The 19,165-nt window shown below is 63.3% G+C and carries 15 protein-coding genes; 11 read left to right on the plus strand and 4 right to left on the minus strand.

Translation table 11 applies throughout. The features are described from left to right. Positions 1-54: 54 nt before the first annotated feature. Together C0Z16_RS25640 and C0Z16_RS25645 are read left to right on the plus strand one after the other, a co-directional pair. On the plus strand, positions 55-1,218 hold the full coding sequence (locus C0Z16_RS25640; RefSeq protein WP_102634861.1) for an AAA family ATPase: 1,164 nt from the start codon (positions 55-57) through the stop codon (positions 1,216-1,218). A gap of 240 nt (positions 1,219-1,458) precedes the next feature. Continuing rightward, a complete protein-coding gene (locus tag C0Z16_RS25645; RefSeq protein ID WP_102634862.1) occupies positions 1,459-2,526 on the plus strand; it encodes a glycosyltransferase family 4 protein in 1,068 nt (355 codons plus the stop codon). Positions 2,527-2,795: 269 nt separating this feature from the next. Here C0Z16_RS25645 and C0Z16_RS25650 read toward each other — a convergent pair whose 3' ends face one another. The 3 genes from C0Z16_RS25650 to C0Z16_RS25665 all read right to left on the minus strand — a co-directional run bounded on the left by C0Z16_RS25650 (position 2,796) and on the right by C0Z16_RS25665 (position 4,724). Further along, on the minus strand, positions 2,796-3,383 hold the full coding sequence (locus tag C0Z16_RS25650; protein ID WP_102634863.1) for a BPSL1445 family SYLF domain-containing lipoprotein: 588 nt from the start codon (positions 3,381-3,383) through the stop codon (positions 2,796-2,798). Between the two features lie 373 nt (positions 3,384-3,756). Further along, positions 3,757-4,206, minus strand: a complete 450-nt coding sequence (locus tag C0Z16_RS25660) for a hypothetical protein (protein WP_102634865.1) — start codon at positions 4,204-4,206, stop codon at positions 3,757-3,759. A 224-nt stretch (positions 4,207-4,430) separates the two neighbouring features. Next, positions 4,431-4,724, minus strand: coding sequence for a PsiF family protein (locus tag C0Z16_RS25665; protein WP_102634866.1), 294 nt, complete (start codon positions 4,722-4,724; stop codon positions 4,431-4,433). A 433-nt stretch (positions 4,725-5,157) separates the two neighbouring features. On the opposite strand from C0Z16_RS25665, the gene C0Z16_RS25670 reads away from it, so the two are divergent. Both C0Z16_RS25670 and C0Z16_RS25675 read left to right on the plus strand, forming a co-directional pair. Then, entirely contained in the window at positions 5,158-5,454 is a 297-nt protein-coding gene (locus C0Z16_RS25670) for a YciI-like protein (RefSeq protein WP_102634867.1), read from the plus strand. A 578-nt stretch (positions 5,455-6,032) separates the two neighbouring features. Beyond that, positions 6,033-7,355, plus strand: a complete 1,323-nt coding sequence (locus tag C0Z16_RS25675; RefSeq protein WP_102634868.1) for a transposase — start codon at positions 6,033-6,035, stop codon at positions 7,353-7,355. Between the two features lie 159 nt (positions 7,356-7,514). Here the strand turns inward: C0Z16_RS25675 and C0Z16_RS25680 are convergent, their stop codons facing one another. Then, positions 7,515-9,110, minus strand: a complete 1,596-nt coding sequence (locus tag C0Z16_RS25680; RefSeq protein ID WP_102634869.1) for a mannose-1-phosphate guanylyltransferase/mannose-6-phosphate isomerase — start codon at positions 9,108-9,110, stop codon at positions 7,515-7,517. Between the two features lie 657 nt (positions 9,111-9,767). Between C0Z16_RS25680 and C0Z16_RS25685 the strand changes: the two genes are divergently transcribed. The 7 genes from C0Z16_RS25685 (at position 9,768) to C0Z16_RS25715 (ending at position 19,101) form a co-directional block, all read left to right on the plus strand. After that, positions 9,768-11,165 (plus strand): undecaprenyl-phosphate glucose phosphotransferase, encoded by a 1,398-nt coding sequence (locus tag C0Z16_RS25685; RefSeq protein ID WP_102634870.1) that lies wholly within the window; start codon positions 9,768-9,770, stop codon positions 11,163-11,165. Positions 11,166-11,194: 29 nt separating this feature from the next. Beyond that, a complete protein-coding gene (locus tag C0Z16_RS25690) occupies positions 11,195-12,655 on the plus strand; it encodes a UDP-glucose dehydrogenase family protein (RefSeq protein WP_102634871.1) in 1,461 nt (486 codons plus the stop codon). Between the two features lie 56 nt (positions 12,656-12,711). Beyond that, on the plus strand, positions 12,712-13,167 hold the full coding sequence (locus C0Z16_RS25695; protein ID WP_102634872.1) for an arsenate reductase/protein-tyrosine-phosphatase family protein: 456 nt from the start codon (positions 12,712-12,714) through the stop codon (positions 13,165-13,167). After that, positions 13,161-14,402, plus strand: coding sequence for a polysaccharide biosynthesis/export family protein (locus tag C0Z16_RS25700; protein WP_102634873.1), 1,242 nt, complete (start codon positions 13,161-13,163; stop codon positions 14,400-14,402). Before C0Z16_RS25695 ends, C0Z16_RS25700 begins: the two co-directional genes overlap by 7 nt. A gap of 192 nt (positions 14,403-14,594) precedes the next feature. After that, the gene (locus C0Z16_RS25705; RefSeq protein ID WP_102634883.1) at positions 14,595-16,793 is read left to right on the plus strand and encodes a polysaccharide biosynthesis tyrosine autokinase; all 2,199 of its coding nucleotides are present in this window, start codon (positions 14,595-14,597) and stop codon (positions 16,791-16,793) included. A 75-nt stretch (positions 16,794-16,868) separates the two neighbouring features. Continuing rightward, positions 16,869-17,801, plus strand: a complete 933-nt coding sequence (locus tag C0Z16_RS25710; RefSeq protein ID WP_102634874.1) for a glycosyltransferase family 2 protein — start codon at positions 16,869-16,871, stop codon at positions 17,799-17,801. Between the two features lie 118 nt (positions 17,802-17,919). Then, positions 17,920-19,101 (plus strand): glycosyltransferase, encoded by a 1,182-nt coding sequence (locus C0Z16_RS25715; protein ID WP_102634875.1) that lies wholly within the window; start codon positions 17,920-17,922, stop codon positions 19,099-19,101. Positions 19,102-19,165 lie beyond the last annotated feature (64 nt).

Genomic DNA, 19,165 nt, shown 5'->3' on the forward strand with positions numbered 1-19,165 from the left:
CGCTATAGCCGGAGCACGCGCGCCACGACACAACATCGATCCGCGGATGGCCGCATGCTGACCGCGCTCGCCATTGCGGGTTACCGGTCGTTGCGCGAATTGATCGTGCCGCTCGGCCGGCTGAACGTCATCACCGGGGCGAACGGCAGCGGGAAATCGAGCGTCTATCGTTCGCTGCGTCTGCTCGCGGAAACGGCGCGTGGCGGGGTGATCACGTCGCTTGCGCGCGAAGGCGGTTTGCCGTCGACCTTATGGGCGGGTCCCGAACGCTTTTCGCGGGGCATGCTGGCCGGCGAGTTGGCGGTTCAAGGCACGGCCCGCAAACAACCGGTGAGCCTGCGGCTTGGGTTCGCGGGCGAACAGTTCAGCTATGCGATCGATCTTGGGCTGCCGCAGCCGACAACAAGCAGGTTCGTGCTCGATCCGGTCATCAAACGCGAGTGCATCTGGAGCGGACCGGTGTTGCGACCGTCGGCGTTGCTGGTGGACCGGCACGGCGCGGCGCTGCGCACGCGTGATGAGCATGGCGACTGGCAAACCGTACCGCAGCCCGTCGCGAGCTTCGACAGCATGATGACGGAGTTCGCCGACCCGCGCTCCGCGCCGGAGATGATCACGGTGCGCGAGCAAATCCGCTCCTGGCGCTTCTACGATCATTTCCGCACCGACGCCGACGCGCCCGCGCGCATGCCGCAAATCGGCACGCATACGCCGGTGCTGTCCGACGACGGCGCGGACCTGGCCGCGGCTTTGCAGACCATCCGCGAGATCGGCGATCCGTCAGCGATCGATGCCGCGATCGACGATGCGTTTCCCGGCTCGCGTCTGGACATCGCGACGCAAGACGGCCGCTTCGAAGTGCAGATGCAGCAGCATGGCCTCCTGCGGCCGCTGAAGGGTGCGGAATTATCCGACGGCACATTGCGCTATCTGTTGCTGGTGGCAGCGCTGTTGACACCGCGTCCGCCCGCGCTCCTGGTGCTGAACGAACCGGAAACGAGCTTGCATCCGGACCTGTTGCCGGCGCTCGCGCGGCTGATCATTCAGGCCGCCGTGCATTCGCAGGTGCTGGTCGTGTCGCACGCGGCGCGCTTGATCGCGGCGCTCGAACGCGAGGAGGCGAGCGAATCCATCGTGCTGGAGAAACACTTCGGCGCAACGCGCATCGCCGACGCGGATGAGCGCGATATACCGGCGTGGAAATGGCCGTCGCGCTGAACGGGTCCGCGCAATGCGTACTGAATTGCGGTGCGCCGCGCCATGTAAGCTGAATGTAACAGCGCGGAACAAATGCAAGACGGGGCGCTTTTTGTCCCCCGGTAGGGAATAATGCTTCGATGCCTGTGGTGCGCGCGCGTGCGGCGCCAATAGCGCATTGATCGGAAGACCGGCGCTGGTCCGTTCAGCGCCACTGACGGTGCGTCCGAAGGCGCAAGCCGTCAGTTCACGGAGACAACTATGAAGATTGCGCAGATCGCCCCCTTGACCGAATCGGTGCCGCCGAAGCTGTATGGCGGCACGGAGCGCGTCGTGTCGTACATCACCGAGGCGCTCGTCGAACTCGGCCATGACGTGACGCTGTTCGCGAGCGGCGACTCCATCACGAGCGCGAAGCTCGAGGCCGTCTGGCCGCGCGCGCTGCGCCTCGACCCGGGCATTCGCGATCGTGTCGCGCCCCATATGCTGCTGATGGAACTGGTGCGCCGCCAGGCCGAGAATTTCGATGTCCTGCATTTTCACCTCGACTATTACTCGTTCTCGGTCTTCAAGCGCCAGGAGACGCCGTTCGTCACGACCATGCACGGCCGTCTCGATCTGCCCGAACAACAGCCGGTGTTCGACACGTTCAATACCGCGCCGGTGATTTCGATTTCCAATGCACAGCGTCATCCGCTGCCGCAAGCGCGCTGGTTGACCACGGTCTATCACGGGCTACCCGAGCAGCTCTATACGCCGCAGCCGGTCGAGCAGAAGTACCTCGCGTTTCTCGGGCGCATTTCGCCGGAAAAACGCGTCGATACCGCGATCCGCATTGCCGGGCGCTGCGGCATGCCGATTCGCATCGCCGCCAAGGTGGACGCTGCGGATCGCGAGTATTTCGAACGCGATATTCGCCCGCTGCTGGACTTGCCGCACGTCGAGTTCATCGGCGAGATCGCGGACCATCAGAAGGCCGAGTTCCTCTCGGGCGCGCATGCGCTGCTGTTTCCGATCGACTGGCCGGAGCCGTTCGGCCTCGTCATGATCGAAGCAATGGCGTGCGGCACGCCGGTCGTCGCGTTCAACCGCGGCTCGGTGCCTGAGGTGCTGGAAGATGGCCTGACGGGCTTTATCGTCGAAGATGAGATCGGCGCCGTGGCAGCGGTCAACCGCCTGCATAAGATGCCGCGTGCGGGCGTGCGCCAGCGCTTCGAGGAGCGCTTCACGTCGCACCGCATGGCGCAGCAGTATGTTGACGCGTATCAGTCCGTGATCCGCGCGCAAAAGCGTTCGCGCTTCAAGGTGGTGGACAGCTCGGGCCGTTGATCGCCGCGAGCGGGGCGCGGCCGCTTGACCACGGCCGGCTCGGCAAGGCCCGCGCCCTTGGCGCCCGCCTTGCCGCATGCGTTTTGCAGCGTGAATTTCCGCGGCCGTGGGCTCGCGTATCGAGGACCGGCACTGGCCTCGCGGGACACCATGACCCGGCATCCAGCACTCAGCACCCGGCATGCGGCGAATCAGATGACGCAGGCGCGGTAAGCGGCCAAACCGTCAGGCGCGGCCGCTAGCCATCTCGCCGAAGCAACCTCTCAAGCTTAAATCTTCAGGCGCGAAACCTTGGTGCCCTGGAGCGACAAGTCGCCCATCAGACCGGCATTGGTCAGCACGAACACCTCGACGGGCGCCGTGGCCGTGTTGCTGTCGATCGCGCCGTTCGCACCCATCTTTACCAGCGCGACGGAAGCGTCGCCGCCCACCGACCAGCCATCGGCATTGCGGAATTTGTCGAGCGCGTCCTGCGTCATGAACAGGAAGATGATCGCCTTCGACTGCGCGCCGGCCTGCAAACCGAACGAGCCGGAAATCGTGCTGTAGTAGCCGACCGTGCTGCCGCCCACGCGCAGCGAGCCTTCGCCGTACTGACCGCCGACAATGAAGCCCGCTTGCAGCACCGACGGGAACACCAGCACGCCGCGCGCCTTGGAGACCAGTTCGCGCGAGCCCTTCACGGTCGTGTACAGCCGGGACATGGTGCCGTCGACGCTAGCGTCGATCGACTGGCGTTTGGACGCATCGGTGGCGGCGTTGTCGCGGCCACCGGTGCTGGTCGTACAACCGGCGAGTGCAAGGCCTCCGAAAGCGAGCGCAGCGGTAGTCTTCAACATGAAGTGTCGTCTTTGCATCGTTTTTCTCCGTATGGTTCCGGGGCGCAACCGCGGGAAATCGCGCGCTTGCCTTTGAAGTTATATCACACGGAAAAGCAAAAGGCGCCCTCGGACGTCACGCGAAAAGCCTTACGTGACGGGGCTTTGCGGCAGATCGAAAAGAGTGACGTGGTAAATTTGACCGCTGTGGAAGTCCGGCTCGCAGACCGCACCGGAGCGCGTTCGAGCGGCCTCGCGGCGAACCGGATCCCGCTCGCATTCGCGAGCGAACACGCGAATCGCGACACGTGTCGGCGCCTATTTTTACCGATTCTCGCGCCCGCTGATTCGGGTTGCAGTCCGATTGAAACTGTTGCCTCGGCGCCGCAGATCCACGGCGCCCTGCGCCATCTCACCCGTGGTTTGCCGGGCTCTTGATCGTAGGCGGGCGCCTGAGCGCGCGGCGCACCGCGCCGATCAGCACGCCGATGAAAAGCAGTGTGAGCGCCGGCACGATCCAGTAGCCGACGAACGCATGCCAGAGATAAGCCATCAGGGTAGAGCGGCGCACGCTGTACTCGTTGCGGGCGTCCTGCTGACGTGGCGCGTTGGCCGCGAGGACGTCGGCGGGGCAGCCGGCCGCTTGCGCTTCCTCTGGCTTGCCATGGCAGCGGGCGGGGGCGCCGGCGGCGCGCTGCGCGTCGGTGAAATTCCAGGTAGTCAGCGCACGGTCGAGGTCGACGGCGTTGTAGGCCATCTCCTCGCGAATCTCGCTGACAGCAACGATCGCTACGGGCACGGCCCAGAATACGATGACGACCAGCCACCGCCTCAACCAGCGGTTTTTATGCTTCGATACCATCCTTGCCTCCGATCGATGCTTTGCGGCATCAACGACAAGATGGCGGCCCGTATGAATGTTGTGTGAGGTGGGCCGTCTCCGCAGCCATCATAGAAGAAAAACGGCGCGTTCGGGCGGCAGGACTGCGAGGGGAAGGCGAAGCGTGGAAATGGAAAACGCAGACACAGTGTCGCGCGAAAGAGCGCCGCGCGACAGACGCCGCGCTCTTTCGCGATGCCGAACGCCTAGTTGGCCGGCGCCGATGACAGACAGCTCTTCATGAACGTCTTGCGCTCGTCGCCTTTCTTGCCGGTGGCTTGCACGTTGCATGCCTTCATCTTGTCCTGCTGGCTCATCGGCGCGGCGGCCGGCTTCGCGGACAGGCAGGTTTTCATGAATGCCTTGCGCTCGTCGCCCTTCTTGTCGGCGGCCTGCTTGTTACAGTCGGCCATCTTGGTTTGCTGGGTGTTCTGCGCGAACGCGGGCGAAACGAGCACGGCGCCGAGTACCAGTGTAGCGATTGCGGATTGGATTTTCATGTGACACTCCATCGGTGTGGAAACGTTTTTGGTCGTCATGCACGCGGGCGTCGACGGCATCCGGCCCTCGGCAAGTCCATTATGGCAAATGCTGTCTGCATCAACGGTCAAAACCGCGTTTGCGTTGACAACGGCGTGCGCTCGTTTTCCCGGATACAGCCGCGTTCACCGCATCCGGGAATTGAAAATGGCGTAATCGCGACTGGGGAATTATGTTATGCATTCCGGATTAGTTGACGATGCGATTTGACTGCAATTAGCTAATTCTCATCGGCAAAAAGGGGGCGTTTCATGATGCATTGCTATTTGCTGCGACAGCACATGAATGGTAATTCGCAAGGAAATTCTGTAAGGAATTGCCTGGGCCAAATGCAGCCGGAGCGAGGTCCATTTGTCGCCCTGCTGCCTATCACGCAAACCTGACGAGCTTGCCATGCACTATCTGTTGATCTATGACCTCGTGCCTGATTATCTCGAGCGGCGCGGCGCGCTTCGCGAGCCGCATCTGAAACTCGCGTGGGCCGCGGCCGAGCGGGGCGAACTGATGCTCGCCGGCGCATTGACCGAACCGGTCGACACGGCCGTGCTGCTTTTCAGCGGCGACTCACCCGCAGCCGCGAAAGCCTTTGCCGAAGCCGATCCGTACGTGCAAGCCGGCCTCGTCGCACGTTGGCGCGTGCGCGAATGGACAACCGTGGTGGGTGAGGGCGCAAGCAATCCGATCCGCTAAAGACCACAACAACGGCTTCGAAGCCGTTATCGGAGGATGGATTCGCCCGCCGCGCGAGAACGCAGCGGGCGCCTTCGTTGCCACATCGATGTCATCAAGCCTGGGCACGTTGACTCGATGCGTCAACCACCAGGCGACGCGCGCAGACCAGAAAAAATTCTGTGGAATTACTGCGCCGTGATGCTGTCGAATTCGTGCCGCCTATTCACCGCTTTTGCCAATTTATTTGCTCGCAATAGCGGGTCGGCCGCTATAGCAGGAAGCATCTCCGTTACGGCAATACCTGAAGCGATCGAGCGAAAGCGATAAGTTTGTTTCTATCCGTAACACTTGTCTCAACGATATTCACGCAAACCCTGGTGATGGTATGCTTCGTGCACAATTCTCCCATGCACGAGTGAGACCACGTTTTGTGCTTCGCAATAGGGATAAACCGCACTAACACAGGGCGGTATTGGACCAGCCGACAGAACGTACAAGACATATTTGTGCAACCGAGGGCTACACACGGATCGTGAAGGTTGAATTCGTGGTCAGCCCAAAGCCGCAGCCCGGCCAGGCTGCGTGGAGAAAATCCCATGTTTTTCGATGAGCTAAGCAATGACGAATGGGCGCTGCTAGCAGCGCTTGTCTCCGATGAGCCGGCCGTCCGTCTGAACCGACGCGGGCGGCCTCGCGCCGACCCACGTGTTGTAGCCAATGCCGTGTTGTGGATTCTGACTACCGGAGAGCCCTGGTCGAAGCTGCCAGGCCGTTATCCGTCGGGTCCCACTTGCCGGCGCCGTTTCGAAGAATGGCAATTGAACGGCACGCTGCTCGAGATGGTTCGGCTTCTGTCCAGAACCGGACGTACCTTCGCGTACGTCCCCCAACCTGCGCCGCTGGTTGCGGCCAAATCCGCGGCCAAACCCGCGGCACCGGTAACCGAATCATCCAGCATGCGTGACGAGAGTCTGCGTGGCGTGTCATGGAAGAGCCCAGAGTCGTGGCAGGCGCCCGGCACCTCCGGCAATTGCTCCGACGCGTCCCACGCGCGCAACTGGCGCTCGGCCGATCCGATCGCGGATATGACGCGTCAGTTGTCCGGTATCGACAATCAGATGCCATCTGCGCCGCCACCCGCAGCACAACCCGTGTCGCGCGCGCCGGCGTTGCCAACGCCATCTGTCACATACGCACCGCGTCCCGCGCTGCGTGCCGACTTGCGCGCAATGGCTGAGGCGGGCGCGGTCGGCGCCGCCATGCAGGGTTTGAATTCGGCAATTGCCGCGGCGCGTCAGATTCCCGCACCCGACGAGCAGCACAGCCCGCTATCCACGAGCCTCGCACCACGCGGCCGGCAGATTGCCGACCGGCACGGCTATGTAATCTATGCCGCCGCCGAGCGCGTGCCTAACGCGATGTATCGCGCATGGGCGGAGATCATGAAGGACGGCAAGCGCGTCGAGCGTTCAGGTCTCGTCGGCCCGCGCTTTGCGGACGCGAATGCAGCCGAGCAATACGCGTTCGAATGGGCGATGCAGTGGATCGATCGCGAATGCGTGACGCTCGCGGCAGTCGCAGCAGCACCGCAAGCCCGTGCACCGCAACCGCATGGAACGCAGATGCCGATGCAGATGCCAACGCATGCGCTGCAAGCACCAGTGGCTCACGCGCCGTACTCGGGATCGTCGGCTCGTCCGTTGCCCGGCACCCGTCACTTGCCGGAGCCGGTCGCCGCTCATCACGGTGCGCCGTTGCATGGTCCTTTGAATGCGTTTCGTGGACCGCTGCGGCGTTATCCAGGCGAACCCGCCGCCAACAATGCCGTGAACGCGGCAAGCGCGACGAATGTGGTCACCGAGCGCGATGCAGCAGAACGTTATCCGTCGTACACAGAACTCATCTCCCACGCGGGGTGAGCGCGCAGTACCCCGCGGCTGTGGGAGCAACCGCCGCAGGTTCCCGCTTCATTCGCTGTCACCCTTGGCTGTGATTCAACGTTGTGATGCAACGTTGTGATTCAACGTTGTGATTCAACGCGGTTCCTGCAAGTGACCTCGCGCGCCTGACCCAGTGTCTTACTGGCGTCCGTAAGTGTCGTCGAAGCGCACGATATCGTCTTCGCCCAGATACGAACCGGACTGCACCTCGATCATTTCGAGCGGCATCTTGCCGGGGTTCTCGAGACGGTGCGTGACGCCGAGCGGAATATAAGCCGACTCGTTTTCGGAGACGATAAAGCGCTCTTCACCTCGCGTGACGAGTGCGGTGCCGCGCACGACAATCCAATGTTCGGCGCGGTGATGATGCATTTGCAGCGAGAGCCGCGCGCCCGGCTTCACGACAATGCGCTTGACCTGAAAGCGCTCGCCGGTGTCGACGGAATCGTAATTGCCCCACGGGCGATGCACCTTGCGATGGTTGGCCGCTTCGAGGCCGCCGTCGCTGCGAATGCGGCCCACGATCTTTTTCACGTCCTGCACCCGCGATTTGTCCGCAACAAGAATCGCGTCGGCCGTTTCCACGACGACGAGATCCTGCGTGCCCACGCAGGCAATCAGGCGTCCTTCGGAATGGGCGAAGGTGGAGGAGGCGCCTTCGAACATCACGCGGCCGCGGGCCACGTTGTGGTCGGCGTCTTTCTCGGAGATATCCCAGATCGCGTCCCACGAGCCCACGTCTGACCAGCCCGCCTGCAACGGCACGACCACGCCCGATGCGGCGCTTTGGTCGTTGCCGAGTTGTTCCATCACAGCGTAGTCGATCGAATTCGACGGCGACGCGCTGAACGCATCGCGCTGCAAGCGGAAAAAGTCGCCGTCCGATTTGCCGCCCGCATACGCCGCTTCGCACGCTTCGAAAATTGCAGGCTGAAAATAGCGGATCGCCTTCAACCACGTCGACGCGCGCATGATGAAAATGCCGCTATTCCACCAGTATTCGCGCGACTCGATATAGCGCTGCGCCAGTTCGAGATGCGGCTTTTCGACGAAGCGATCCAGCTTGTGTGCGGCGAAGGCCGTGTTTGCGTCCACGGCATCGGCGGCACTTGCGGCACCCAACGTCTGCATTTCATCAGGATTGCCAGGCGTACCGATTTCCTCGCCGATGCGAATATAGCCATAGCCCGTTTCCGCGCGAGTCGGCACGATGCCCATCGTAACGATATGACCCGCCGCCGCATGGTGAACGCCCGCGCTGACCGCTGCATGAAATCCGTCGATGTCGGTCACCGCGTGATCCGCGGGCATTACGACCATGATGCCGTCCTCGTCCTGCGCGGCAATTGAAAGCGCGGCGACGGTCAGCGCCGGCGCCGTGTCGCGGCCCACCGGTTCGAGAATCAGACGAGTGGGTTTGCCGCTCGTGCGCAATTGTTCCGCGGTCGTGAAGCGCTGTTCTTCGTTGGCCACCACGACGAGTTGCCCGGTCAGCGGATAGCCGGTCTCGAGTCCGTCGAGACGGCGCGTGGTGGATTGCAGCAGCGAATCGTCGCCGAGCAGGCCGATGAGCTGCTTCGGGTGCTGCTCGCGCGACATCGGCCATAACCTCGTGCCGGAGCCGCCCGCCAGAATCACGGGATGAACCTTGAGCTTGACGTGAGCGGATGTGTGGGCGGATGTCATTTGCGTGGACCGGGTGTCGGCGGACGTGGCCGTAACCGGAGCTGTCATGATGGACTCCTCGGGGGCTGGGTGAATGCGTCGAGTTTTATCATGAACCGTGAAATCAATAAAAGCGCGTTAAATGAAAACTATATAAAGCGCGCAATAAGATCGCCGTTTTCATGAACAAAAAATGTCCGGCTAATTTTCTAAAAAGAAAAATTACGCGAAAAAAATCGAATGACAATTTTTTTACGCCGATCATGCACCAGAATGACAGCCGAACCGGCCCGTCAAGCATTGCATGAATGAGGCAACAAGGTGCCCACTAAAGGCCAGAAAGCCGCGAAAAGCATCAAGTTGACGTGCGAAACGGTAAAAAATGCCGAACAAAATCACGAAATAATCCTGAATATGTGACCGATACATTTTGAGATTTTTGCGGCCTTGCGGCGCGAATTTTAATATCGCTTTATCTATACCTGTAGAAGGACATTCACTCATTCCGAGACACGTTTTCCATTGCGACCGATTCACCGGTTTAGCGAAGCGGGAAACGGAATTGCAATTAGCAGGTTTCAATCGGTTTCGCGTCGGGCAATTATTTGCCGACGCGAATACCGGCGTTGCGCGTGCTGCCGCCGGATCGATGTGAGCCGGGAATTTCAACCCACCAGCCGACTAACCAACGGGATGGCACTTGACTGACGAACTGAGGGGCAGCGCATGCTGAGCGTTCTATCGAGAATCATCGACATCGCGATGGTCGCGTTCGGCGCCGCGATTGCGGCGGCCGTGCACAGCGGAAAAGTGGTGTGGCTGGACGATATGCAAAGCGTGTCGCTGGCCTTCGACGTCCTGCTCGTGGTGGTGTTTTTCCCGGCGCTCGGCATCTATCAGTCATGGCGCGGCAAGCCGCTCTACGATCTGCTGTGCCGCGTCGCGGGCGGCTGGGCGATGGTGGAGGTCACCGGCGTGCTGATCAGCTTCAGCCTGCACCGCGCGGACAGTCTGTCGCGGCTGTGGCTCGTCTACTGGGCGGTTGCCACCATCGTGCTGCTGATCGTCACGAAGGTGATCGTCTATTCGATTCTGCGCGGGCTGCGCCGCGAAGGCTTCAATCAGCGCGCGGTGGCGATCGTCGGCGGGGCGCCGTATGGGCGCTTTCTGATCCAGCAGATGCGCAGCCGTCCGGACGCGGGCTTTAGCCCGGTCGTGGTGTTCGACGAGGACGCCACCCTCAACCATTACGAAGACCCTGACGCGTCCGACGCGATCGAAGGCGTGCCTGTGGAGCGCGACTATCATCGCATGATCGAGCTCGTGCGTCAGCGCGCGATTCGCGAGCTGTGGCTCGCGCTGCCCATCTCGAAGGAGAAGGCGATTCATCGCTTCGTGATGGACCTGCGCAACGACTTCGTGAACATCCGCTTCATTCCGGACGTGCGCAGCCTGACGCTCTTCAATCAGCCCATGGTCGAACTGCTCGGCGTGCCCGCAATCAACCTGGCGGCGTCGCCGATCACCGACTTGCGCGTGCTGCCCAAGCGCATCTTCGACCGGCTGTTCGCGCTCGCCGCATTGACCGCGCTCGCGCCGCTGATGCTCGTAATCGCGGCGATGGTCAAGCTCAGTTCGCCGGGCCCGGTGTTCTTCCGCCAGAAGCGCAAGGGCATCGACGGAAACGAGTTCGAGATCTACAAATTCCGCTCGATGAAGATACACAAGGAAGCGGCCGGCAGGATCACCCAGGCCACGCGGCGCGATCCGCGCATCACCGCGGTGGGCGCGTTCCTGCGTCGCACGAGCCTGGATGAGTTGCCGCAATTCATCAACGTGCTGCGCGGCGAGATGTCGGTGGTCGGCCCGCGTCCGCATGCGCTCGAACACGACGACATCTACAAGGATCTGGTGAAGGGCTACATGCACCGCTACCGGATCAAGCCGGGCATTACCGGATGGGCGCAGATCAACGGCTATCGCGGCGAAACCGACCGCATCGAAAAGATGATGGGGCGCGTGAAGCTCGATCTGTACTACATGCAGCACTGGACCTTCTGGCTCGACATCAAGATCGTCGTGCTGACGTTGTGGAAGGGCTTTGTCGGCAGCAACGCATATTGAACGAACTCAAATTTCCTGCGAGGTAATACATGAACCTGACGATCATCGGTAGCGGCTACGTAGGCCTCGTGACGGGCGCATGTCTGGCCGACATCGGCCACGACGTCTTCTGTCTCGACGTCGATCAGCGCAAGATCGACGTGCTCAACAACGGCGGCGTGCCGATCCATGAACCGGGTCTGCAGGAGATCATCGCGCGCAATCGCAAGGCCGGGCGCCTGACGTTTTCGACCGATGTCGAAGCCGCGGTCGCGCACGGCGACATTCAGTTCATCGCGGTCGGCACGCCATCGGACGAAGACGGCTCCGCGGATCTGCAATACGTGCTCGCGGCCGCGCGCAACATCGGCCGCCATATGACGGGCTTCAAGGTGATCGTCGACAAGTCGACGGTGCCGGTCGGCACGGCCTCGCGCGTGAGCGACGTGATCGCGGAAGAACTCGCCGCGCGCAACCTGAATCACATGTTCTCGGTCGTGTCGAACCCCGAGTTCCTGAAGGAAGGCGCGGCGGTCGAGGACTTCACGCGGCCCGATCGCATCGTGTTGGGTTGCGACGAAGACGTGCCCGGCGAAAAAGCGCGCGAGCTGATGAAGCGCCTTTACGCGCCGTTCAATCGTAATCGCGAACGCACGCTTTATATGGACGTGCGCTCGGCAGAATTCACGAAGTACGCGGCCAATGCAATGCTCGCCACGCGCATCTCGTACATGAACGAGCTCGCGAATCTGGCCGATCGCGTAGGCGCGGATATCGAGGCCGTGCGCCGCGGCATCGGCTCCGATCCGCGCATCGGCTATGACTTCCTGTACGCGGGTTGCGGCTACGGCGGTTCGTGCTTCCCGAAAGACGTCCAGGCGCTGATCCGCACAGCCGCCGATCACAACGCGAACCTGCGCATTCTCGAAGCGGTGGAAGCCGTCAACGACACGCAGAAGAAAGTGCTCGCGCACAAGATCGTCGCGCGCCTCGGCGAAGATCTGTCGGATCGCACGTTCGCCGTGTGGGGCCTCGCGTTCAAGCCGAATACCGACGACATGCGCGAAGCGCCGAGCCGGCCGCTGATCGCCGAACTGCTGCGCCGCGGCGCCCGCGTGAAGGCGTATGACCCGGTCGCGATCGACGAATCCAGGCGCGTTTTCGCGCTCGATCTGAAGGACGTGCCGCAGCAGCATGCGCGCCTCGAGTTCGTGAAGGAAGAGATGGATGCCGCGGAAGGCGCCGACGCACTGGTGATCCTCACCGAGTGGAAGGTCTTCAAGAGCCCCGACTTCGGTTCGCTGAAAACGATTCTGAAGACGCCGCTGGTTTTCGACGGCCGCAATCTGTATGAGCCGGACGCGCTGCTCGAACTCGGCATCGAGTATCACGCGATCGGCCGTCAGCATGCGCTGCGCGATGGTCCCGCCAGGGTCGGCGCGAACGGTCTGCTGCTCATGCGAACCGATGCGCAAACCAATGCACTCGCCGCGGCAGAGGCCGGCCAGTAGGCCGGCTTGCAGGTTCGCTCGTACGTATTAGCCGCGCCTCATCACCGGAGCCCGCCATGTTCGCCAATGTTCTGATCGTCTGCCACGCCAACGTGTGCCGTTCGCCTGCCGCCGAAATGCTGTTCAAGGCGCGCCAGGCCGCGCGCTCGCATGCGTCGGCGGCGTCCATCGCGTTTCATTCGGCGGGCATCCGCGCGATGAACGGGCATGGCATGGATCCGGTGATGCGGCGCCTGCTCGCCGAGCGCGGCGTCGAGTCCGGCACTCACCACTCGCGGCGTCTTGACCGCCAGCTCGTACGATCCGCCGATCTGGTGCTGGTCAGCGAGCGCGCGCAGGTGAGCGAAGTCGAAGCGCTCGATCCGGCTTCGCGCGGCAAGGTCTTTCCGCTCGGCAAGTGGGAGGACGTATCCGACGTAGCCGACCCGCACGGCGGCGCCGAAGCCGGTTATAGGGAGAGTCTCGTGCTCATCGAACATCTGGTCATGGGATGGCTGAAAAAAATATGCTGATGAAAACACTCGCTGCACACTCGTTCGCGAACCCCAAAGCGAACTTCCGGGCAAACTTCAAAGCGAAGTTCGCCGCCACGCTTTTGCTGACGTCCTTTCTGTCAGCGTGCGCCACCGCACCGGGCAATTATCTCGACACGTCGCGTCTGAAAGACGACGGCCAGCACCAGAGCCAGCCCGCCGAAACCTATCCGGTCCATCTGATTGACGCGAGCGTTGTCGCCGCGCAGGCACAGGCCGAAGCGAGCGCTCCACCGCGCCCGCTGCCCACCTCGCACTTCGCCGATCCGTCGCAATACGTTTACCGGCTCTCGCCGCAGGACATTCTCGGCATCACCGTGTGGGACCACCCCGAATTGACCACGCCGCAGGGCAGCACGCTGTCCTCGGGCGGCACCAGCACGCAGACCATCGCCGGCGCATTGCAGCAGCCGTACACGGCGGCGCTGCCGGGCCAGGCCGACCCATACGGCCAGACCGTCGCCGCCGACGGCACGATCTATTTCCCGTTCGTCGGCCGCATCAAGGCTGCGGGCAAGACCGTTGGCGAGCTGCGCGATCAGCTCGCGAGCGGCCTCGTGCGCTATATCCGTAATCCGCAAGTCGACGTGCGCGTGCTGTCATACCGCGGCCAGAAAGTGCAGGTCACCGGCGAAGTCAAGACGCCGGGCCCGCTCGCGGTGAGCGACGTGCCGCTCACCCTCGTCGACGCGCTTACGCGCTCGGGCGGCACGACCACCGACGCCGACATCCAGCGTGTACGCCTCACGCGCAACAACAAGCTGTACGTGCTCGACGCGAACCGCATGCTGGATGCCGGCGACACCACGCAGAACGTGATGCTGCAAAACGGCGACGTGATCAACGTGCCGGATCGCAGCAACAGCCGTGTCTTCGTGATGGGCGAGGTGAAGACGCCGATCCAGTTGCCGATGCTCAAGGGGCGTCTAACGATCGCCGACGCGCTCACGCAGGCCGGCGGCATTCTCGATACGGACGCCAATCCGCGCCAGATCTTCGTGATGCGCGGCATGCGCGAGCATCCGACGACGCCGGACGTGTACCGCCTCGACATGACGCAGCCCGACGCGATCATGCTGTCCGCGCAGTTCCAGTTGCAGCCGATGGATGTCGTGTATGTGGGCACCGCCGCGTCGACCACGTTCAACCGCGTGTTGCAGCAGGTGTTGCCGAGCGTGCAGACGCTGTTCTACCTGAAGCAGCTGACGCGCTGACCGCCTGAGCCGTCGACAGGCCCGCGCCGCGCCATCCTGGATGGAGGCGGCGCGGGACCAAAGCCAGCACAGAAGCAAACGAAGAAGCAGATGCAGAAGTGAATGCCGAAGCAACCGCTCAAGCAACCGCTGAAGCAACCGCTGAAGCAACCAATACGGGATCGAATTGTGAGCAATCAAATCTCTCCACACATGGCCGGTCCGGGCAGGACTGAAGAAGAGGACGTCGTCCTCGGGCAACTGGTGCAGGTGATCCTCGACGACATCTGGTGGCTGATCGCGATCGCCGCGGCGGTCGTCGCGATTGCCGGCGCCTACTGTGTGCTCGCCAAGCCGATCTATTCGGCGGATGCTCACGTGCGCGTCGAGCAATCCGACAACACATCGCAGGCGCTCACGCAGACGCAGACCGGCGCCGCGATCACGACCGGCTCGAACTCGCTGCCGACCGACGCCGAAATCGAAATCATCAAAAGCCGCGGCGTGGTCGGTCCCGTCGTCCAGCAGATGAAGCTGAACTTCAGCGTCACGCCGAAAACGTTGCCGCTACTCGGCAGCATCGCGGCGCGCCTGGCCACGCCGGGCGAGCCGTCGCGCGCGTGGCTCGGTTTGTCGTCGTATGCATGGGGCGGTGAAGTGGCTGAGATCGATTCGATCGAGGTGCTGCCGGCGCTGGAAGGCCAGAAGCTGACAATGAAAACGCTCGACGGCGGACGCTATGAACTGTATGCGGAAAACGGTGCGCTCCTGTTGCGCGGTGAAGTGGGCCGGCAGGCGCAGGGCGGCGGCGTGACGATGCTGGTCAACAAACTGGTGGCGCGTCCGGGCGAGGAATTCACCGTGATCCGCGCGAACGATCTCGACGCGATCAGCGCGTTCCAGTCGGCCATCAGCGTGCAGGAGCAGGGCAAGCAGACCGGCGTGATCCAGATTTCGCTCGAAGACAAGAACCCTGAGCATGCGGCGCTCGTCGCCAATGCGCTCGCGCAATCGTATGTGCGCCAGCACATTTCGAACAAGCAGGCCGACGCGAGCAAGATGCTCGACTTCCTGAAGAGCGAGGAGCCGCGCCTGAAGTCCGACCTCGAACGCGCCGAAGCCGCGCTGACCGCGTATCAGCGCCAGTCCGGCTCCATCAATGCGAGCGACGAGGCCAAGGTGTACCTCGAAGGCAGCGTGCAGTACGAGCAGCAGATCGCCGGCTTGCGCCTGCAAATGGCGCAGCTCACCGAGCGTTACGGCGACGATCATCCGATGCTCAAGGCCGCGCGCGAACAGATGGCTGAGTTGCAGGCGCAACGCACGAAATACGCGGACCGCTTCCGCGATCTGCCGGCCACCGAAGTCAAGGCAGTGCAGTTGCAGCGCGACGCGAAGGTGGCGGAAGACATCTACGTGCTGCTGCTCAATCGCGTGCAGGAACTGTCGGTGCAGAAGGCCGGCACCGGCGGCAATGTGCATATCGTCGACGCGGCGCTGCGCCCCGGCGCGCCGGTCAAGCCGAAGAAGGCGCTGATCCTGTCGGCGGCGACGATCCTCGGGCTGATCGCGGGCACGGGCTTCGTGTTCCTGCGCCGCAATATGTTCAAGGGCATCGACGACCCGGAGCACATCGAGCGCGCGTTCCATATGCCGGTGTTCGGGCTCGTGCCGTTGAGCGCCGAACAGGCGCTGCTCGAAAACGGTTTCCAGCGCGGCGGCGAACGCCTGCGCTCGGTGCTCGCGAACGCGCGGCCGAAGGACATCACGGTCGAGAGCTTGCGCAGCCTGCGCACGTCGATGCAGTTCACGATGCTGGATGCGAAGAACCGCATCGTCATGCTGACGGGGCCGATGGCGGGCGTCGGCAAGAGCTTCCTGACGGCGAACCTCGCGGTGCTGCTCGCGCATTCGGGCAAGCGCGTGCTGATGATCGACGGCGACATGCGCCGCGGCGTGCTCGAACGCTACATGGGCGGCGCGCAGGACAACGGCCTGTCGGAATTGCTGAGCGGTCAGATCTCGCTGGAAGAGGCGATTCGCGGTTCGGACACCGAAAACCTCAGCTTCATTTCGTGCGGTCACCGTCCGCCGAATCCGTCCGAGCTGCTGATGTCGCCGCGTCTGCCGCAGTACCTCGACGGTCTCGCGAAACGCTACGACGTGATCCTGATCGACACACCGCCGGTGCTCGCCGTGACCGATGCGTCGATCATCGGCGCGTATGCCGGCTCGACCTTCTTCGTGATGCGTTCGGGCATGCATAGCGAAGGCGAGATCATCGACGCGTTGAAGCGTCTGCGCGCGGCTGGTGTGCACGTGCAGGGCGGCATCTTCAACGGCATGCCGGCGCGGGCGCGCGGCGGCTATGACCGCAGCTACGCGGCGGTTCAGGAATATCTGAGCACCTGAGCGGGCGCGGGCGCAACACGCGTTCCGCTCCGGCGCAATGACGATAACAACGGACATCGCAATAAGGACATCGCAATGAAAGTGACGGTACTGGTTCCGACTTACCGCCGCCCGGCCGATCTCGCGCGCTGCCTCGCGGCGCTGCAACGGCAGTCGCGCGCGCCCGACGAAGTCGTGGTCGTGGCGCGCGCCGACGACGAGGCGACCCATACGTGTCTGCGCGATCCGGCGGTGCCGGGCAAGCTGCCGCTGTCGGTGGCACTGGTTGACGTGCCGGGCCAGGTCGCGGCGCTCAACCGTGGACTCGATGCCGCCAACGGCGACGTAATCGCCATCACCGACGACGACGCCGCGCCGCATCCCGACTGGGTGCAACGCATCGCGGCCGCGTTCGAAAGCGATGCGCGTCTCGGCGCGCTCGGCGGGCGGGACTGGGTGCACGAAAAAGGCCGCGTGCTCGACGGCGAGCGGCCGCTGGTGGGCAAGGTCACGGCGCACGGCAAGATCATCGGCAACCATCATCTCGGCGTGGGCGGTGCGCGGGAGGTCGACATCCTGAAGGGCGCCAATATGAGCTACCGGCGCGACGCGGTGCGCAAGATCCGTTTCGACGCGCGGCTGCGCGGCGCGGGCGCCCAGGTTCATAACGACATGGCGTTCAGCCTCGCCGTAAAAAACGCCGGCTGGAAGCTGATGTACGACCCGCGCGTCGCCGTCGACCATTTCCCCGCCGAACGTTTCGACGACGACCGCCGCGACGCGCAAACCATGGCTGCATTGCGCAACGCCGCGTTCAACTTCCATCTGATTCTGCGCGACCAGTTGCCGCCGTTGCGGCGCGAAACCGCGTGGTGGTGGTGGACGCTCGTCGGCACGCGCGTCTATCCGGGACTCACGCATGCGGCGCTTGGGCTTGTGTCGAAGCAGGCGCGCCTGAGGCTGTCGCGCTGGCGCGCGGTGCGCACCGGCGCGCATGAAGCGCGGCGCGCGCTGTCGCGTACCGCCTGAGCAGGCGCGCAATGCAGGAAGCGTCACGAGCACGCGGCGCCTCACACGCTACGGCATCGGCAGGGCCCGTTTTGATGGCCGCCGGTGCCCCTTTCAACCGGCAGAGCGGAGTGTCTGCATGAGTACGAAAGTTCACGTTCATCTGTTTTACGGCGCCGATCCGCATTTCTATCGACAGGGCGACGACATCGGTTGCCTGTACGGCTACCACCACGCGGAATCCGACGCGTTCGCGCTCACCTATTCGAAGGACGCGCGCGAAGGCAAACCGATGCGGCTCGTGCGCCGCGCGCTGAAAGCGGCGCTCGGTTTCGACTTCATCCACACGTGGCGCAATCGCGACGAAATGCTGCGCTCGGACGTGATCTGGACGCACACCGAACAGGAATGGCTGTCCGCCGCGTTGATGCTGCTGATGAGCGGCCGCAAGGCGGGCGCCGACTCGTCGCCCTTGCTGCTCGCGCAAAGCGTGTGGCTGCTCGACAAGTGGCCTTCATACGGGATTCTGCGCAAATGGCTGTATCGCAAGCTGATGACTCGCGCCGATCAGCTGACCACGCTCGCGAGCGAAAACGCCGCCTTGTGCAAGCGCTATTTCGATCGCGACGCCAAGCCGCTGCTGTACGGTCTGAACACGCGCGACTTTCCGGTCAAGCTGCCGGCCGAATGGACGCCGCATACGCCAATCCGGATCGCCGCGATCGGCAATGATCGCGACCGCGACTGGGAGACGCTCACCAAGGCGTTCCGCAACGATGAGCGCTATACGGTGAAGCTTGCGACACGCCGCCGGATTCCCGCGTCGCTGCGCGCGCCGAACGTCGAGATCGCGCTGTTCTCGGGCATCAGAAAGCAGCACGAACTGTACGACTGGGCCGATGTGATCGTCGTGCCGTTGCGGCCGAACACGCACGCGTCGGGCATTACCGTGATGCTGGAAGCGGCGGCGGTGGGCAAGCCGATGGTCGTCACCGACGTCGGCGCATTGCAGGATTATTTTCCGGCAGGCGAGGCGTCCTACATTCCGCCGTTCAATCCGCAGGCGTTGCGCGATGCGGTCGACCGGCTCGCCGCCGCGCCGGTGGATGCGTTGCGCCAGGCGCAGGCGGCTGCTGCCGGCTTGCTGTCGCGCGATCTGACCACGCAACACTACGCGATGCAGCATGTGCGGATCACGCAAGACATGCTGCGTGCTCGCGCCGCCGCACGTGGCCGCGCGGCGCCTTCTGCCGACGCGGACAAGGCGGCGCGCACACAGGGTCAACGCAGCGCCGCGCACGAATCACGCGGGGGCCTTTAAGCGATGTCGACGATTCCGCGAGCCGACCTTCCGCCGACGCCCGGCATGCCGGGTGGGCCGGGCG

Source organism: Paraburkholderia rhynchosiae (assembly GCF_002879865.1).
Taxonomy (GTDB): Bacteria; Pseudomonadota; Gammaproteobacteria; order Burkholderiales; family Burkholderiaceae; genus Paraburkholderia; species Paraburkholderia rhynchosiae.

Bases quoted from the DNA above. Each gene is read 5' to 3' on its own strand.
- C0Z16_RS25710 (WP_102634874.1), top strand. From the start codon at position 16,869: ATGAAAGTGACGGTACTGGTTCCGACTTACCGCCGCCCGGCCGATCTC.
- C0Z16_RS25665 (WP_102634866.1), bottom strand. From the start codon at position 4,724: ATGAAAATCCAATCCGCAATCGCTACACTGGTACTCGGCGCCGTGCTC.
- C0Z16_RS25670 (WP_102634867.1), top strand. From the start codon at position 5,158: ATGCACTATCTGTTGATCTATGACCTCGTGCCTGATTATCTCGAGCGG.
- C0Z16_RS25690 (WP_102634871.1), top strand. From the start codon at position 11,195: ATGAACCTGACGATCATCGGTAGCGGCTACGTAGGCCTCGTGACGGGC.
- C0Z16_RS25650 (WP_102634863.1), bottom strand. From the start codon at position 3,383: ATGCAAAGACGACACTTCATGTTGAAGACTACCGCTGCGCTCGCTTTC.
- C0Z16_RS25685 (WP_102634870.1), top strand. From the start codon at position 9,768: ATGCTGAGCGTTCTATCGAGAATCATCGACATCGCGATGGTCGCGTTC.
- C0Z16_RS25700 (WP_102634873.1), top strand. From the start codon at position 13,161: ATGCTGATGAAAACACTCGCTGCACACTCGTTCGCGAACCCCAAAGCG.
- C0Z16_RS25645 (WP_102634862.1), top strand. From the start codon at position 1,459: ATGAAGATTGCGCAGATCGCCCCCTTGACCGAATCGGTGCCGCCGAAG.
- C0Z16_RS25715 (WP_102634875.1), top strand. From the start codon at position 17,920: ATGAGTACGAAAGTTCACGTTCATCTGTTTTACGGCGCCGATCCGCAT.
- C0Z16_RS25695 (WP_102634872.1), top strand. From the start codon at position 12,712: ATGTTCGCCAATGTTCTGATCGTCTGCCACGCCAACGTGTGCCGTTCG.
- C0Z16_RS25660 (WP_102634865.1), bottom strand. From the start codon at position 4,206: ATGGTATCGAAGCATAAAAACCGCTGGTTGAGGCGGTGGCTGGTCGTC.
- C0Z16_RS25705 (WP_102634883.1), top strand. From the start codon at position 14,595: ATGGCCGGTCCGGGCAGGACTGAAGAAGAGGACGTCGTCCTCGGGCAA.
- C0Z16_RS25640 (WP_102634861.1), top strand. From the start codon at position 55: ATGCTGACCGCGCTCGCCATTGCGGGTTACCGGTCGTTGCGCGAATTG.
- C0Z16_RS25675 (WP_102634868.1), top strand. From the start codon at position 6,033: ATGTTTTTCGATGAGCTAAGCAATGACGAATGGGCGCTGCTAGCAGCG.
- C0Z16_RS25680 (WP_102634869.1), bottom strand. From the start codon at position 9,110: ATGACAGCTCCGGTTACGGCCACGTCCGCCGACACCCGGTCCACGCAA.